At 45.3% G+C, this 15,353-nt stretch carries 18 protein-coding genes and 1 other annotated feature; of the genes, 2 read left to right on the plus strand and 16 right to left on the minus strand.

The window, feature by feature from the left end; genetic code table 11:
• Positions 1–12 precede the first annotated feature (12 nt).
• Entirely contained in the window at positions 13–528 is a 516-nt protein-coding gene (locus ELZ47_RS08575) for a Dps family protein (protein ID WP_125330616.1), read from the minus strand.
• A gap of 166 nt (positions 529–694) precedes the next feature.
• Here ELZ47_RS08575 and ELZ47_RS08585 point away from each other — a divergent pair, with 166 nt between their 5' ends.
• Positions 695–1,357, plus strand: coding sequence for a prepilin peptidase (locus ELZ47_RS08585; protein ID WP_125330617.1), 663 nt, complete (start codon positions 695–697; stop codon positions 1,355–1,357).
• Here the strand turns inward: ELZ47_RS08585 and trpA are convergent.
• The 15 genes from trpA to ELZ47_RS08660 all read right to left on the minus strand — a co-directional run bounded on the left by trpA (position 1,326) and on the right by ELZ47_RS08660 (position 14,533).
• A complete protein-coding gene (gene trpA / locus ELZ47_RS08590) occupies positions 1,326–2,105 on the minus strand; it encodes a tryptophan synthase subunit alpha (protein WP_125330618.1) in 780 nt (259 codons plus the stop codon). The two genes, ELZ47_RS08585 and trpA, sit on opposite strands and share 32 nt — an antisense overlap.
• Positions 2,098–3,321, minus strand: coding sequence for a tryptophan synthase subunit beta (gene trpB / locus ELZ47_RS08595; RefSeq protein ID WP_125330619.1), 1,224 nt, complete (start codon positions 3,319–3,321; stop codon positions 2,098–2,100). The genes trpA and trpB (ELZ47_RS08595) overlap by 8 nt, the downstream gene beginning before the upstream one ends.
• Complete coding sequence (locus tag ELZ47_RS08600; protein ID WP_125330620.1) at positions 3,311–3,898, minus strand: phosphoribosylanthranilate isomerase; 588 nt, start codon at positions 3,896–3,898, stop codon at positions 3,311–3,313. The genes trpB (ELZ47_RS08595) and ELZ47_RS08600 overlap by 11 nt, the downstream gene beginning before the upstream one ends.
• Complete coding sequence (gene trpC / locus ELZ47_RS08605; RefSeq protein ID WP_125330621.1) at positions 3,885–4,652, minus strand: indole-3-glycerol phosphate synthase TrpC; 768 nt, start codon at positions 4,650–4,652, stop codon at positions 3,885–3,887. The genes ELZ47_RS08600 and trpC overlap by 14 nt, the downstream gene beginning before the upstream one ends.
• Entirely contained in the window at positions 4,649–5,653 is a 1,005-nt protein-coding gene (gene trpD / locus ELZ47_RS08610; protein ID WP_125330622.1) for an anthranilate phosphoribosyltransferase, read from the minus strand. The genes trpC and trpD overlap by 4 nt, the downstream gene beginning before the upstream one ends.
• Positions 5,654–5,663: 10 nt before the next feature.
• Positions 5,664–6,227 carry an aminodeoxychorismate/anthranilate synthase component II gene (locus ELZ47_RS08615; protein WP_125330623.1) on the minus strand — a complete coding sequence of 188 codons (564 nt, stop codon included), beginning with the start codon at positions 6,225–6,227 and terminating at the stop codon, positions 5,664–5,666.
• Positions 6,224–7,582 carry an anthranilate synthase component I gene (gene trpE / locus ELZ47_RS08620; protein WP_125330624.1) on the minus strand — a complete coding sequence of 453 codons (1,359 nt, stop codon included), beginning with the start codon at positions 7,580–7,582 and terminating at the stop codon, positions 6,224–6,226. The genes ELZ47_RS08615 and trpE overlap by 4 nt, the downstream gene beginning before the upstream one ends.
• A gap of 404 nt (positions 7,583–7,986) precedes the next feature.
• On the minus strand, positions 7,987–9,168 hold the full coding sequence (gene trpB, locus ELZ47_RS08625; protein WP_125330625.1) for a tryptophan synthase subunit beta: 1,182 nt from the start codon (positions 9,166–9,168) through the stop codon (positions 7,987–7,989).
• A 63-nt stretch (positions 9,169–9,231) separates the two neighbouring features.
• Positions 9,232–9,466 (minus strand) — a binding site (T-box leader).
• A gap of 70 nt (positions 9,467–9,536) precedes the next feature.
• Positions 9,537–10,076, minus strand: a complete 540-nt coding sequence (locus tag ELZ47_RS08630) for a VanZ family protein (RefSeq protein WP_118105324.1) — start codon at positions 10,074–10,076, stop codon at positions 9,537–9,539.
• Positions 10,063–11,151, minus strand: coding sequence for a 23S rRNA (adenine(2503)-C(2))-methyltransferase RlmN (rlmN, locus tag ELZ47_RS08635; RefSeq protein ID WP_002911938.1), 1,089 nt, complete (start codon positions 11,149–11,151; stop codon positions 10,063–10,065). Before rlmN ends, ELZ47_RS08630 begins: the two co-directional genes overlap by 14 nt.
• A 9-nt stretch (positions 11,152–11,160) precedes the next feature.
• Complete coding sequence (locus ELZ47_RS08640; protein WP_126435811.1) at positions 11,161–11,730, minus strand: YutD family protein; 570 nt, start codon at positions 11,728–11,730, stop codon at positions 11,161–11,163.
• Between the two features lie 181 nt (positions 11,731–11,911).
• Positions 11,912–12,955, minus strand: coding sequence for a SepM family pheromone-processing serine protease (locus ELZ47_RS08645; RefSeq protein WP_126435812.1), 1,044 nt, complete (start codon positions 12,953–12,955; stop codon positions 11,912–11,914).
• Positions 12,942–13,436: a pantetheine-phosphate adenylyltransferase gene (coaD, locus tag ELZ47_RS08650; RefSeq protein WP_126435813.1), complete on the minus strand. Its 495-nt coding sequence runs from the start codon at positions 13,434–13,436 to the stop codon at positions 12,942–12,944. Before coaD ends, ELZ47_RS08645 begins: the two co-directional genes overlap by 14 nt.
• The gene (gene rsmD / locus ELZ47_RS08655; protein ID WP_164549598.1) at positions 13,426–13,974 is read right to left on the minus strand and encodes a 16S rRNA (guanine(966)-N(2))-methyltransferase RsmD; all 549 of its coding nucleotides are present in this window, start codon (positions 13,972–13,974) and stop codon (positions 13,426–13,428) included. Before rsmD ends, coaD begins: the two co-directional genes overlap by 11 nt.
• 70 nt (positions 13,975–14,044) lie before the next feature.
• A complete protein-coding gene (locus ELZ47_RS08660) occupies positions 14,045–14,533 on the minus strand; it encodes a YcxB family protein (protein WP_126435814.1) in 489 nt (162 codons plus the stop codon).
• 141 nt (positions 14,534–14,674) lie between these two features.
• Here ELZ47_RS08660 and ELZ47_RS08665 point away from each other — a divergent pair, with 141 nt between their 5' ends.
• Positions 14,675–15,352 (plus strand): helix-turn-helix domain-containing protein, encoded by a 678-nt coding sequence (locus tag ELZ47_RS08665; protein WP_126435815.1) that lies wholly within the window; start codon positions 14,675–14,677, stop codon positions 15,350–15,352.
• Position 15,353 lies beyond the last annotated feature (1 nt).

Genomic DNA, 15,353 nt, shown 5'->3' on the forward strand with positions numbered 1-15,353 from the left:
ATGGAGCATTTTTTATAAACCTGGTGCTTGACCAATTTCAGCTGTCAGCATCCAGATAGTCTTTTCAAGGTCTGCCTTGGCACCGACAAAGATATCATTGGTTACATCGTCCCCTTCTTCGTCTGTTACATCCAAAGCTTCTTGGTAAAGACCTGTCAGATAACGGAAAATCTCAATCACACGCGCCAGACTTTCTTCTACATCCTTGCTGAATTCACCAGCTTTTTCTTCAATCTTGCTGTGTTGGATAAACTCAGTCAAGGTAGAATAAGGCTTGCCTCCCAATGTAATCAAGCGCTCGCTGACTTCATCCAAAGTCGTATCCAAAGTTTCCATGTATTCATCCATTTTTGGATGCCAAACCATGAAGCCTGCGCCACGCATATACCAGTGAACTTGGTGAAGAGCGATATGAGCCGTATAAAGGTCTGCCACTACTTGATTAAGAATAGCCTTAGTCTTTGGCAAAGCCTTTTGATTGCTGAAAGTTGCTACGTCAGTTGCTGCACCATTTTTTACTTGTGTCATTTTATTTACCTCGTTTTTATTTATAATGATTCTAATCTTTTTAGATTATGATTTAATTATAATGCTTCTAAATAAGAAAGTCAAGACAAAAGATTCAAAAAAAGACTTTATTAGAAAAGTTGCAAAATTTCAGAATTTTTCTGTTTGACATTACGAATAAATAAGTATGATTCATCTATACTTTTTTCTCCTTGGCACTATTTTCGCCTCCTTCCTAGGCTTGGTCATCGACCGTTTTCCAGAGCATTCTATCATCACTCCTGCTAGCCATTGCAATGCCTGCGGGAAAAGATTGGCACCGCGTGATTTGATTCCTATTTTTTCTCAAATCTTAAATCTTCTTCGTTGCCGCTTCTGTGGAGACAAGATTCCCTTACGCTATTTATTTTTTGAATGCATCTTGGGCGGTCTTTTTCTGGCAACCTCACTTGGCACGATTTCCATCAGTCAACTCCTACTACTCACCATGGGCTTGACCCTAGCCATCTACGATCAAAGAGAGCAGCAATATCCCCTGATGGTCTGGCTGTTTTTTCAGCTTTCACTGATGATGACAGCAAGTGTCAATCCTCTCATGCTCTTCTTTTTAGCCCTAGGACTTCTAGCCTTCTTTTATAATCTTCGTATTGGAGCTGGCGACTTTCTATTTCTCGCTTCCTGCTCAGCTATTTTCAGCCTGACAGAGATTCTCATTCTTATCCAAATCGCTAGCTTCTCCGGTCTCGCCTGTTTTTGCTTTAAAAAGAAAAAAGACAGGCTAGCATTTGTACCTTGTCTTTTGTTTGGTGTGGTGGTGATTATTTCTTATAAGCTGCTGCTTCTTGGATAAAGGTTGCTATACCGGCATCCTTTTCATGAAGAGCTTTGACAATCTTGGATCCAACAATGACTCCATCTGAGACTTGATTGAAGCGGTCAACATCCTCTAAAGTCGAAACGCCAAAGCCCGTCAGTACTGGAATCTCTGCAATATCACGAAGCTTGCTCAAGTGCTGGTCCAAATCATTGCGGTAGCTTCCGCTCTTACCTGTCACACCATTGATGGCTACAGCGTAGATAAAACCTTCAGCTTCCTTGATCAGCTCCTGCTGACGTTCTAGGCCAGTCGTCAGGCTCACTAAAGGAATTAGAGCAATATCTGAATCTTCCAGTAAAGGCAAGATAAAATTCCTGTGCTCATAAGGCAGATCTGGAATAATCAATCCTTTAACCGGTGTCATAGCCAAATCCTTGACAAAATCTTTGAGACCGTATTGGAAAATAGGATTGAAGTAGGTCATGATAATGAGAGGCAGCTGAGTGTCCAAATTCTGCAAGCTTGCAACTAAAGACTTGGCCGAAGTATGGTGCCCCAGACTTCTCAGACCGGCTTCTTCAATAACTGGCCCATCTGCAACAGGATCTGAAAATGGCAGACCGATTTCAATGGCTGACACACCCAAGTTTTCCAAAAATGAGATAGTTTCTGCTAATCCTGCTAAACCTTTCTCGTGATCACCAGCCATGATATAAGGAAGGAAAATTCCCTTGCCTGCTTTTTGGATGGTTTCTAAATGCTGAGTGAGTGTTTTAGTCATGGGCACCTCCTTTTTGAGCCGTTTCACTTTCCAAGCGTTCCTTTACCTGAACGACATCCTTATCACCACGGCCGGATAGGCAGACAATCATTGACTTATCTGGTCCCAACTCCTTAGCCAGCTTAACTGCGTAAGCAATAGCGTGGCTAGACTCTAGAGCAGGGATAATCCCTTCGATACGAGACAGGAGCTGGAAGGCTTCCAAGGCTTCTTCATCTGTGACTGGGACATAAGTGGCGCGCTGAATAGCATTAAAATGAGAATGTTCGGGACCGATGCCCGGATAGTCCAGCCCGGCAGAGATAGAGAAAGCTTCCAGAATCTGTCCTTGCTCATCCTGCAAGACATCCATCAAGGCACCGTGCAAAACCCCTGGGCGGCCCTTGGTTAAGGTCGCAGCATGTTCATCAGTATCCACGCCTCGCCCAGCTGCTTCTGTTCCATACATAGCCACTGTACTATCGTCTACAAAGGGATAAAAGAGTCCAATAGCATTGGAACCACCGCCAACGCAGGCTACTAAAGCATCTGGCAGGGCACCTGCATTTTGCTCAGCAAACTGGCGCTTGGCCTCACGCCCAATCACGCTCTGATAGTCGCGGACAATCTCTGGGAAAGGATGAGGTCCTAAAGCTGAGCCCATAATATAGTGAGTATCATCGACCTGAGCTACCCAAGCTCGCAAGGCAGCATTGACTGCATCCTTGAGGACTCGAGAACCATCAGTCACAGACTCCACCTTGGCTCCTAAAAGTTCCATCCGAAAGACATTGAGGGCTTGGCGCTTGACATCTTCTTCACCCATATAGATAGTACAGTCCATGTTGAAAAGTGCTGCAGCTGTGGCGGTGGCCACTCCGTGCTGACCCGCACCAGTCTCTGCAATGATTTTCTTCTTGCCCATCCGCTTGGCCAATAGGACCTGCCCTAGGGCATTATTGATTTTATGTGCCCCGGTATGGTTGAGGTCTTCCCGCTTCAGATAAATCTTAGCACCGCCAGCATAAGCTGTCAGATTTTTTGCAAAATAGAGAGGATTTTCTCGCCCTACATACTGCTTCAGCAACTCTTCCAGCTCAGCCTGAAAGGCTGGGTCTTTTTTACTCTCACGGTAGGCTTTATCCAGCTCCAAAACTGCTGTCATCAGCGTTTCGGGAACAAAGCGTCCGCCAAACTCACCATAAAATCCTTCTTGATTGGGTTGATTATATGCCATCTTTCACTCTTTCTATAAATTCTGTTATCTTTTCTAAGTCCTTCTGGCCGTCAGTCTCAACCCCGCTTGAGACATCAACTGCATAAGGGGCGAAGTGCTGAATCGCTTCTCGGACATTTCCTGAATTCAAACCACCGGCGATAAAGAAGGGCTGTTGGATTTGATTCTTGTCAAAAGCTTGCCAGTCAAAGGTCTGACCACTACCAGCAACTGGTGCATCAAATAGCAGATAGTCCGACTGTTGGCTGACATCTTTTAACGCTCCACTGACCTGATAAGCTCGAATAACCGGCCGGCCAACCTGAGTCAGGAGCTCTTCATCAAAATCGCCATGAATCTGCACCAAATCTAGATTTGCCACTGAAATAGCTTCAAGCAGCTCTGCCAAGCTCGGAGAGACGAAAACTCCTACCTTTCGGACAGCAGGCGGCACCAAGGTAGCTAACTTCTGAGCTTGCTCCAAACTAACTCTTCGACGGCTCTCAGCAAAGACAAATCCAATGTAATCTGCACCAGCCTGACATGCAGTTTCCACAGCACTGGCCGTTGATAAGCCGCAAATCTTAATCTTTGTCAATTTTTAGCTCCTTGATTTTTTCTGCCACATCCTCAGCCTGCATCAGGGCTGTTCCAACTAAAACCGCATGGAAATAAGGAGCTACTAGCTCAGCATCTTCCTTGCTGAAAATAGCGGATTCTGATACGTAAACCCTGCCATCTTTGAAATGGGCAGACAGCTGGATACTGGTATTTATATCTGTCTCAAAAGTAACTAGATTGCGGTTATTAACACCGATTATCTGTGCACCTATTCTATGGGCAATTTCCAGCTCCGCCAGATTATGGGTTTCGACCAGAACTTCCAAGCCTAGACCTGTCGCAAAATCGTAGAGTTCTTGCAGCCGCTTTTCAGACAAGGCAGCCACGATCAGAAGAATAACCGTCGCTCCTGCATTTCGGGCACGAATAATCTGCTTTTCATCAATGATAAAGTCCTTATTGAGGGTTGGAATGGTCACTTGACTGGAAATCTCTCTCAGGTAATCCAGATGTCCTTTGAAGAAAATCTCATCTGTCAGGACCGAAATCATAGCTGCACCGCATCGTTCATAGGTGCAAGCCTGCTCCACAATATCCACACCGAGATTAATATCTCCCAGACTGGGGCTGGCTTTTTTGACCTCAGCAATCAGCTGCAGCTCTTGAGGATGGCTTTTAAGATACTCATAGAGGGAATAGGTCGAACGCATAGGTTGCAGCTCTTCGTAGGACATGGCCGCCACTTCCTGCTCTTTTTGCTTTAGAATGGTCGGGAGAAATTCTTTGCTCATTTCTGATACTCCTGTAGTTGCTTGAGTTTTTCATAGGCTGCGCCGCTAGCAATCACTTGGCGGGCTAGAACTATTCCTTCTTCTGTGCTGTCTGATTTCCCATTAGCATAAAATCCCAATCCCGCATTCAGAACTGCCGTTTCTAGATAGGGACTGGCTTGATTTTGCAGGACAGATAGCAGAATTTCTGCATTTTCCTTGGCATTACCCCCACGAATCGCTTCAAGAGGTATTTCTTCCATGTAAACATCTGACGGCAGAAAGCTGTGCAGGCTGATTTGTCCATTTTCCAGCAGAGCATACTGGGTTCGGCCATGAAGACCCGCCTCATCCAGACCATCTGGACCTGACACGACTACTGCACGTTTGCGACCCATATTTTTCAAGACCTCTGCCGTACTCTCTAGCATATCCGGCCGGCTGCTCCCCAAAAGCTGAGTTTCTAGACTCATGGGATGGATAAGCGGACCAGTTAGGTTCATGATAGTGGGAATACCTAGGCTAAGACGGGCTGGCATGATGTATTTCATGGCTGGGTGCATATTCTTTGCGAAGAGAAAGACGATACCTGTCTGCTCAAAAACCTTGCCCAAGCTAGCAGCGTCCAAGTCTAGATTGATACCCAGAGCTTCTAACACATCAGCTGATCCTGACTTAGAAGAAATGGAGCGATTGCCGTGCTTGGCCATCTTAATCCCGCCACCTGCCAGTACAAAAGCTGCTGTAGTTGAAACATTGAAGCTGAAAGACTTGTCCCCGCCCGTACCGCAATTGTCCATGGCAGTGCGGATAGTGGTCGGAATCTGCTTAGCATGGCCTCGCATTACCTGAGCCAAAGCCGTTCGTTCCTCAATCGTCTCCCCCTTCATCTTGAGCCCCAGTAAGAAGGCTACAATTTGAGACTCTGTCACCCGTCCGGTGACAATACGCTCAATCACATCTGTCATCTCAGCGCTGCTTAAATCCTTAAAATCAGCTAGTTTTGCAATAATCTCTTTCATACACGCTCCTTTACTTTACTAAGTCGATGAAGTTCTTGATAGACGACAAGCCGTCCGGCGTGCCAATACTTTCAGGATGATACTGAAAACCATAAATGGGCAGACTCTTGTGCTGGATAGCCATGATTGAGTTATCATCAGCCGCTCGAGCTGTCACTTCAAAATCCTCCGGCATCTCCTCAATCAAAATCGAATGATAGCGCATGACCGGCTGCCCATCCTCTATTCCCTGATAGATAGGAGATTCCCCCTCAAAGCGCAGAATACTTTGCTTGCCATGCATGACTTTGGGAGCCAAACCTAGCTTTCCGCCAAATACTTCTGCAATGGCTTGATGCCCCAAGCAAATCCCTAAAATCGGCTTTTTGCCAGCAAAATCGCGGATAAGTTCTTCCATCCGTCCTGCATCCGCTGGCCAGCCTGGACCCGGAGACAGAACCAAAGCATCAGCTTCTTCTGCTGCTTGATAAAGACCTACATCATCATTTCGCAAGACCTTAACTTCTGCAAAATTGCCGATATACTGGGCTAGATTGTAAGTAAAAGAATCATAATTATCAATCAATAAAATCATTGCATCTCTCCTATCTTGGTCATTGATTTGGCCTTGTTGATGGTTTCTTGGTATTCATTAGTAGGGATTGAGTCATAAACAATACCCGCTCCAGCTTGAACGTAAGCTCTGCCATTTTTCAAAATCATGGTTCGGATAGCAATAGCAACATCCATATCGCCTGTCGCAGACAGATAGCCAATAGCACCCGCATAAATACCACGCTTTTCCTGCTCCAGCTCATAAATTCGCTTCATAGCTCGAATCTTAGGCGCGCCCGAGACGGTACCAGCTGGCAGGGTTGACTTGAGCGCATCCATGGCTGTCAGTTGAGGCAGAAGCTGACCACGGACCACACTAGTCAGATGCATGACATAGCGGAAATACTCTACTTCCATGTACTTCGTGATCTCCACGCTCTTATTCTGGACAATTTTACCGATATCATTACGCCCCAAATCAACTAACATACGGTGTTCAGCCACTTCCTTCTCGTCAGCCAGCAACTCCTCTGCCAAGGCCTTATCTTCTCTTTCATCCTTCCCACGCGGTCTGGTTCCAGCGATAGGATTGGTCGTAACCTGACCCTGCTTGACAGAGACCAGACTTTCTGGACTGGCTCCGATAATCTGATAATCCCCGAAGTCATAAAAGTAGAGATAGTTGGAAGGGTTGGTCACGCGCAGATTGCGATAGTAATCCAGTGGTTTACCAGAATACTCTGCTGAAAACCGCTGACTGAGCACACATTGGAACATGTCGCCCTGCCGAATCAAGCTCCGCGCTTCTTCCACCATTTTTTCAAAAGCTGTCTGCTCGATATGGCTCTGGAAGTTCAAACTGGACAGTTCCAGCGATGAAAATTCATCTGCCGCAGGCTGCGCCAGCTCAGTCATGATACGCTCCAGACTAGTAGCCAAATCAGCTTCGCTTCTATCACTGTAGAGCGCCTCCTCAACGATATAGACCTTGTCTTTTTTATGGTCAAAAACCATGTAACTCTCATAGACGAAAAAGTGCATATCCGGCGTTCCAATCACATCAGCTGGAATCTGGCCAATCTCCTCATAGAGGGAAATCATATCGTAACCTACAAAGCCGATGGCTCCACCACCAAAAGGCAGGTCTGAATGATGATCTTTTTTCACTGCCAACTCATGCAGATAGTCCAATGGATCCGCCTCGATTGCTTGCCCGTTCTTTGTTAACCGGCCATTTTCATAGCGAACTTCAAAGACTGGGTTATAAGCTAGGATAGAAAAGCGAGCTGTTTCGCTATCTCTCGGAATACTTTCCAAAATCACCTTGTGGTCGCCCTGAATCCGCATGTAAGCTAGAATCGGCGATAAAATATCAGCTGGTAAAATCTTTTGCATATTTTTTCTTTCTATTTAAATCGGACGCGTTTAAGGAGGAGCAATCTGCTAGCCATGACCGCATTTCACAAGAACAGATAGCACCTGTTCACTGTCATAACTTGCTCCAGAACTACAGAAAAACGCCCGCACAGTTCATTCTGTGAGGGCGTGTCATCGCGGTGCCACCTCAGTTATGGAGTTTTCAGGCTCCACATCTCATTTACCTATTTACAGTCATTTAGATCCCTTTTAGTAGAAGGCAGCATACTGGTTTACAGCAAAGTAAGCTAACAAAGTAATAAAAGTTCAACTAAAGGACAAGATTTTGACTCCAGCAGCCCATTTCATAACTTCTCCTGCCTGTTTACAGCAACCACAGACTCTCTGAAAGGAGGGACATTACTACTCTTCTGCTGGGTATATTATTTTCGTTTTTCTAGATAGTCGGCAATGGCTGCCACATCCTTGTCTCCGCGACCAGATACATTGATAATGATGATTTGATCAGATGACAGTTGCGGAGCTCGGTTGATAGCTTCAGCAATGGCATGGGAGCTTTCGATTGCCGGCAAAATTCCTTCCTTTTGTGTCAAGAGGAGCAAGGCATCCACAGCTTCATCATCTGTCGCGGCTACGTATTCTACTCGGCCAGAATCTTTAAAGAAAGCATGTTCGGGACCAACTCCAGGATAGTCCAAGCCTGCTGAAATGGAGTAAACTGGTGCGACCTGACCATCTTCAGCAAAGACAGCGTAAGTCTTCATACCGTCCACTACTCCGACACTTCCCTTGGTCATGGTCGCCGCATGCTGGTCTGTATCAAGACCCCGTCCAGCCGCTTCAACCCCCACTAACTTGACTTCTTCATCCGCAACATACTGGGAGAAGGCACCGATAGCATTGGAGCCACCGCCTACGCAGGCAATGACATAGTCCGGCAAGCGGCCTTCCTTGTCCAAAATCTGACGGCGAGATTCTTCACTGATCACCTTTTGGAACTCATGGACAATGGTCGGATAAGGGTGAGGTCCGACAGCAGAACCCAAAACATAGAAGGCTTCCAAATCGCTCATCCAAGCTCCAAAAGCTGCATCCACAGCATCCTTGAGGGTTTTGGTGCCTGTTTCCACAGCGTGAACAGTCGCACCCATCATTTCCATGCGGAAGACATTAAGGCGCTGGCGCTCTACATCCTCTGCACCCATGTAGACATCGCACTTCATACCAAACTTAGCTGCGGCTGCCGCAGTTGCCACACCATGCTGACCAGCTCCAGTTTCAGCAATAACTCGGGTCTTGCCCATGCGCTTAGCTAGAAGAATCTGCCCCAAAACATTATTGAGCTTATGCGAGCCCAGATGATTGAGATCTTCCCGCTTCATATAAATCTTAGCTCCGCCCAGATGCTGGGTCAGACTTTCTGCATAGTAGAGCGGAGTTTCCCGGCCTGAATAATCTGACAAATAATGTCGGTATTCATTTAAAAATTCTGGGTCATCCTTATACTTCTCAAAAGTCGCTTCCAATTCATCCAGCAAGGCCTGGATAGGCTCCGGTACAAAGGAGCCACCGAATTGTCCAAAATATCCTTTAGTTTCTGTCATCTTAATTGCCTCTTTTCTTTATTTTCAAACAAAACAAAAGCCCACACACAGAAAAAAACTCTGTGTGAGGGCGTAAAATCGCGGTGCCACCTCAATTATGGAGCAAAGTATAGATTGCCACCATATCTCTGTCTTGTCTAACAACAAGTTGCACTGTAAGGTGTGCTCACCGAATTTTTATTGCTTCAAATTCATTTTTTACATCAGCCCACTTCATAATCCTCCACTACCTGTTTCCACCAACCACAGGCTCCCTGAAAGTAGAAAAAATTATTACTTTTCTGATGATTTATTTTATTATAGGCCTTTCCCTTTTTCTTGTCAAGAAAAAATTTAATTTTTCAACCTAAATCCGAACCTTTCTCTCGCTAATCTCTTTTGAAAGCGTCATCTTGACGATTTTTCCAGATTTTCTGACCAAGCTGAAATGCCCGCCAAGCCAGATAACCACCCAAAGTATTGGTCCAGAGATCATCAATCTCAAAGACTCGATTGGCGTTGATTAGAAGGTCCAGCAGAATCTGAGTCACTTCAATAGACAGACTCATCCCAAAGCTCAACCATACAACCTTCTTGGTCTTCCGCAATTTTGGAAAGAGCCAAAGCAATTGAAAGATTAATGGCGACAGTAAGAAGATATTGGCTAGATTTTGGATAAAGACCTTGACCAGCTGGATCCAAGAAGTAATCTCGCCAATATTAACAAAGGAATTAAAAGGGATTAACAAAACCACTATTCGGCCAAAATACTGGACTCCCGGCGTCTCCATTCCCGGCTCTGGAACCTGAGGAATAAAACACAGAATGCAAAGCATCAAGAAATAGAGCCAGCTTCCCCCTACCAGCAATTTCCGCCCCTTAGCTGTCAGCTCACCGTCTGAAGTCAGATAGTTCTTAAGGCTGAACATTTTCTACCAATGCTTTCTCGCGATCACGCTTCATGGTATTAGAACGTAGCTGGCCACAGGCTGCATCAATATCCGTTCCATGTTCCTGACGAACCACGCAGTTAACTCCGTTTTTCTTGAGGGTATCATAGAAAGCCATCACGCGCTCTTTGGGACTGCGGCTGTATTGGTCGTGCTCGCTAACGGGGTTATAAGGAATGAGATTGACATAAGATAGCTTCTTAATGTTCTTGAGCAGCTCAGCCAGTTCCTTGGCTTGCTCTACACCGTCATTGACTTCATTGAGCATGATGTACTCAAAGGTCACCCTGCGGTTGGTCGTCTCAATATAGTATTCGATAGCCGCAAAAAGCTTTTCGATAGGGAAGGACCGGTTAATCCGCATGATGCTGGTCCGCAAATCATTATTCGGGGCATGGAGGGATACAGCTAGATTAACCTGCACACCTTCATTGGCAAAGTCGCGAATCTTATGCGCCAGCCCTGAGGTCGAAACCGTGATATGGCGGGCACCGATAGCCAAACCTTTATCATCATTGACCGTCCGGACAAACTTGAGCACATTGTCATAGTTATCAAAAGGCTCGCCGATTCCCATAACCACGATGTGGCTGACCCGCTCATCCTGACCACGCTCATCAAAATACTTCTGAACCAGCATAATCTGAGCAACAATTTCACCGTTATTGAGGTCACGTTGCTTTTTAATTAAGCCGGAAGCGCAGAAGGTACAACCGATATTACAGCCAACTTGGGTGGTCACACAGACAGAAAGTCCATAGTGCTGACGCATGAGTACCGTCTCAATCAGCATACCGTCCGGCAGCTCAAAAAGGTACTTGACCGTACCGTCAGCAGACTCTTGGACGATACGCTGTTTAAGCGGATTGACGACAAACTGATCATTTAGCTTGGCAATCAAGTCCTTGGACAGATTGGTCATCTCTTCAAAAGACTGGACCCGCTTGCGATAAAGCCACTCCCAAATCTGGGCAGCACGGAATTTCTTTTCTCCCTGAGCTTCCGCCCATTCAATCATTTCCTGACGTGTTAAACTATAAATAGATGGTTTCATGTTTCTCCTTTATTTTTGACGGATGACAAAGTGACGATTGCTGTCTTTTTGCTTTTTCTGCCTATCTTGCTGGGAATTGTTGCGAGAGCGCTTATTGTCCCTTTTAGAACGACTGTCTCGGTCTCGCTCGCTTCTGCGATTACGGTTGCTCCCAGAACGGCTGTTGCGAGAACGTTTCGAACGACTTTCTGTCTCTTTCTTGCCATGCGATTTCTTATCAAAGGAAGCGCGCTGGGGATTTGGATTTTCCAAGACAAAATAAGCACAGCCGTAGCTGCAGTACTCCAGCAAATAGTCTTCTAAGCGGCTAATCTTCTCATCGCTTTCATTAGCCCGCTCGTCCTTGTAAAAACCACGCAGGCGCAGCTGCTCATTGCCCCAGTCACCGACAATATAGTCAAACTTGGTGAGAATTTCTGAAAAGCGCTGATGAAAGGCCGTCAAGTCAAAGCCTTCCTTATAGTTCTCAATCAATTCAAACTCGAATTTTTCTGCAACAATCTTGCTGTCAATCTGTTTAAACTCTGGTCCTGGGAATTTATTATAATTATACAATTCAGGTGAAATATCTTTACGCATACTCTTCCTTTAACAATCTTGGATAGTTTATCTACAACACTTTATTTTATCATAAATCAGCCAGTATTTCGCGGACTTTTCATCAAAAATATCTTTCTGAAAAAAGTCAGACGATTTAAAGCAGAGAAGACCAGCTGATTTTGTCTATTTCACAAGAAAAATCTTAGCAAAAGCTAAGATCTTACTTGTTCTTTTTCAGATAGTCAATGGCATCCTGCAGCGTTTTAACCGGAACAATTTTCATATCCGTTTTAATCTTCTTGGCTGTCTCCAGAGCCGTTTGGTAGTTGTTTTTCCCATTGAGAGAAAGCTTCTTCTCTTCCTCTGTAAGTTCATTGTTGGGTGCAAAGAAAACATCTGCTCCGCTTTGGGCTGCTGAAACGACTTTCTTATCGATTCCGCCGATTTCGCCAACTTCACCTTCACGGCTGATGCTGCCAGTCCCTGCAATATCGCGGCCATCACGAAGAGTCGGATCAGCCAACTGAGTATAAATGGCTAAGCTAAACATGAGACCAGCACTAGGACCGCCGATACCCTCAGTTGAAAATGTAATTGGAATATTACTGCTGACTTCCGTCCGGTCTATCAGACTAATCCCAATCCCGTTCTTACCGTTCTCTAGCTTGATAATCTTTCCGGTTGCTGATTTCTCCTGACCATCCTCTTGGAAAGTCACCTTGACCTTATCCCCAAGCTTCTGCGAGTTGACATACTTGACCAGCTCTTCAGAGCTTTCAAATGTCTTGTCATTGACACCAGTTACTGTATCAGCAATATTGAGAACTCCTTTGAAGGTTGAGTTATCAGCTACCTGCAGGACATAAACCCCCAAATAGTCCATTTTGATCTCTTTACCAGCCGTCGTCAACCCTTGATATTTGGCCATATTTTGCGATGTTTCCATGTAAAACTGGTTGATCCGATTAAACTCATCGTCCGTGGAGCCACCCGTCATATCCTTGGCAGAATAAATATCTGTAAAAGGGGTCAGCCAAGCATAGACCAGATGAGCAAAGGTTGCCTGCTCTACTCCGACCGTCACAAAGTTGTAGGAACCCGCTTCCTTGTCAGCCTGATTATCAACCAGCAAGACCTGACGAACATCCTCGGCACCACCAGGAACTTCTATATAATAAGGCAGACGAACCCAAAGAGCTGCTATAAAAAAGGCAATAGTGACGCCAATGACCGTCGGCAATATAAACTTCTTAATTCTTTTCATTGTTGATTCTTTCTAATTCTTTGATTACACTTTGGGGCACATAGGCTGCGATATCCTGCTGAAAAGCAATCAGCTCACGCATACGTGATGAACTGATATGCTGATAGACTGGCTTGCTGAGCAAGAAAATCGTCTCCAGCTCTCCTGCCAATTCCTGATTGAAAAAGTTCATATTGGCTTCATAGTCTAGATCTTGACTATTTCGGAGACCGCGTACAAAAGCCTTGGCTCCCAGTCTTCTGGCCACTGTCACTGCTAGCTCATTCTGAGAAGTGATGACCTCGACATTATCCAAATGCTGTAGAGCTTCTTTGACCATGCGCTCTCTGGCTTCTATTGTGAAAAAACCAGCCTTTTCTCGGTTATAGAAAATTCCTACATAGAGCTTGTCAAAGAGCCTACTGGCCCGCTCAATCAGGTCGACATGCCCTGTGGTCATCGGATCAAAAGACCCTGTGAATAATCCTATCTTATCTGACATACACCGTCACCTTTGAAATTCCATATATCTTCTGCTTCCAAATGCCCAGCCCTGCAATTTCCTCCGGCAGCTCTACTTCCTTGTCTGTCTCACAGACTACCAGAACATCTTGACTCAAGAGCCGACGCTCCTCCAGCTTCTCAAGGTCCTCCACAATCTGCTCCTTGGCATAAGGCGGATCCAAGAGAACTAAGTCAAAAGCCCCCGTCAACATTTCCAAGGCTCGGCCAGACTCCATCTTGAGCAAGTCAAAACGTTCCGGCTCCTTTGTCATCTGAATATTTTCTGAAATAATAGCCTGAGCTCTGCGATCCTTTTCGACTAAGACAGCTGTTTCCATACCTCGCGAAATAGCTTCAATAGCCAAACTCCCGCTCCCAGCATAAAGATCCAGCACCCGACCGCCGTCAAAATAGGGACCAATCATATTAAAAATTGCCCCCTTGACCTTATCGGTCGTAGGCCTAGTCGTCTTGCCGTCCAAAGTCTTGAGGGGCCTGCCCCCGTATTTACCTGCCACAACTCTCATAAAAAACATTATAACACACATCGCACAAGAGGCCAATTTTTTGAAAACTGGACAGACAAAAAACAGAAGTGGCTCAAGATTAGAGACTTCTGCTTTCTTTTAGTTTTAGTAAAAAATCAATTAATTCAGGCTGACAGTCTGCCTTATCCAAGATCAGTCCCATTGACCGGCCAACCATGATATCAAAAGTTTCTGGCTTGTCTATAATCGCCACAATATCTTGATAGTCATATCGAGAGGTATGATTACGATTAAAGACCTGAAAATCCGTCTCATAAAAGTTAAATTCCTGCTCTATATCATGCCAGAGGGGGTTGCCTCTATAAAACTTTTTAATATGTCGATTCATAGACAGGTAGTAAAGAAAAGGAAGGACAGCCACAATAACAAGAAAAGCTACGCCTGCCAAAGGTTCTCCGATAAAAAAACAGATTGCACCGCATATCAGCACCACTATCTCAGGGAGAATCAGTGAGAAGATGCCATTCTTTTTATACCAAAAGTTGGCCCAAGCGAAACGGCGGTAAGCTTCTTCTGTCATGATCGTCTTTGCTGTCATAGGAAACATCTCTCTACCTCCAAGCTAGATTCTTTCTACAGTTTACCACATTCTTGCTGGAAATAACAATACTCAATAAAGAACTTGCTTTTCTCAATTTCATCTGGTATACTATATGTAACTTTCAAAACGTTACATAGGAGGTGTAGTATGTTTTCTCATGAAAAATTAAAAAAACGCCGGCTGGAGCTTAATTTGACTCAGGCTTCCATTTACCAAGAGCTGGGCGTCTCTCGAAAGACTTACTCTGCTTGGGAAAATGGTCTAGCAGAACCCCACGCAAAAAATCTCAGGAGGTTGGCCACCTGTCTCAAGGTCCAAGAGAACTACTTTGTGGATGAGACCAGCGCGCTCTACACCTACCCTTTACTAACTCCACCACATAAAAAAGAAGTAGACAAGCTCGCTAGTCGGCTCTTAGAGAGACAGCGCAAGGTTAGCTCCCTTACAGCCTATAAAGTTCTATCCGTTGAGCTGGCTGCAGGTCGCGGTCACAGTTACTATGACAATGAAACAGACTACGAAACTGTCTACTTTGATCAAGATATCCAGCACGACTTTGCATCCTGGGTCTCTGGGGATTCTATGGAGCCCAAGTATCCCAATGGTTCTGTTGCACTTATGAAACAGACAGGATTTGACTACGATGGGGCAGTCTATGCTCTTATGTGGAATGGCAAGACCTATATCAAAAAAATCTACCGTGAAGCTGAAGGTCTACGCCTAGAGTCTATCAATCCTGACTACGAGGATCTCTTTGCTCCCTATGAAGATCAGCCTAGCATTGTTGGTATCGTAGTCGGACATTTTCTGCCGATTGAGGTGTAAG

Origin of the sequence: Streptococcus sanguinis (genome assembly GCF_900635155.1) — a bacterium.
GTDB lineage: Bacteria > Bacillota > Bacilli > Lactobacillales > Streptococcaceae > Streptococcus > Streptococcus sanguinis_G.

Bases quoted from the DNA above. Each gene is read 5' to 3' on its own strand.
- ELZ47_RS08575 (WP_125330616.1), bottom strand. From the start codon at position 528: ATGACACAAGTAAAAAATGGTGCAGCAACTGACGTAGCAACTTTCAGC.
- ELZ47_RS08585 (WP_125330617.1), top strand. From the start codon at position 695: ATGATTCATCTATACTTTTTTCTCCTTGGCACTATTTTCGCCTCCTTC.
- trpA (WP_125330618.1), bottom strand. From the start codon at position 2,105: ATGACTAAAACACTCACTCAGCATTTAGAAACCATCCAAAAAGCAGGC.
- trpB (WP_125330619.1), bottom strand. From the start codon at position 3,321: ATGGCATATAATCAACCCAATCAAGAAGGATTTTATGGTGAGTTTGGC.
- trpC (WP_125330621.1), bottom strand. From the start codon at position 4,652: ATGAGCAAAGAATTTCTCCCGACCATTCTAAAGCAAAAAGAGCAGGAA.
- trpD (WP_125330622.1), bottom strand. From the start codon at position 5,653: ATGAAAGAGATTATTGCAAAACTAGCTGATTTTAAGGATTTAAGCAGC.
- ELZ47_RS08615 (WP_125330623.1), bottom strand. From the start codon at position 6,227: ATGATTTTATTGATTGATAATTATGATTCTTTTACTTACAATCTAGCC.
- trpE (WP_125330624.1), bottom strand. From the start codon at position 7,582: ATGCAAAAGATTTTACCAGCTGATATTTTATCGCCGATTCTAGCTTAC.
- trpB (WP_125330625.1), bottom strand. From the start codon at position 9,168: ATGACAGAAACTAAAGGATATTTTGGACAATTCGGTGGCTCCTTTGTA.
- ELZ47_RS08630 (WP_118105324.1), bottom strand. From the start codon at position 10,076: ATGTTCAGCCTTAAGAACTATCTGACTTCAGACGGTGAGCTGACAGCT.
- rlmN (WP_002911938.1), bottom strand. From the start codon at position 11,151: ATGAAACCATCTATTTATAGTTTAACACGTCAGGAAATGATTGAATGG.
- ELZ47_RS08640 (WP_126435811.1), bottom strand. From the start codon at position 11,730: ATGCGTAAAGATATTTCACCTGAATTGTATAATTATAATAAATTCCCA.
- ELZ47_RS08645 (WP_126435812.1), bottom strand. From the start codon at position 12,955: ATGAAAAGAATTAAGAAGTTTATATTGCCGACGGTCATTGGCGTCACT.
- coaD (WP_126435813.1), bottom strand. From the start codon at position 13,436: ATGTCAGATAAGATAGGATTATTCACAGGGTCTTTTGATCCGATGACC.
- rsmD (WP_164549598.1), bottom strand. From the start codon at position 13,974: ATGTTTTTTATGAGAGTTGTGGCAGGTAAATACGGGGGCAGGCCCCTC.
- ELZ47_RS08660 (WP_126435814.1), bottom strand. From the start codon at position 14,533: ATGTTTCCTATGACAGCAAAGACGATCATGACAGAAGAAGCTTACCGC.
- ELZ47_RS08665 (WP_126435815.1), top strand. From the start codon at position 14,675: ATGTTTTCTCATGAAAAATTAAAAAAACGCCGGCTGGAGCTTAATTTG.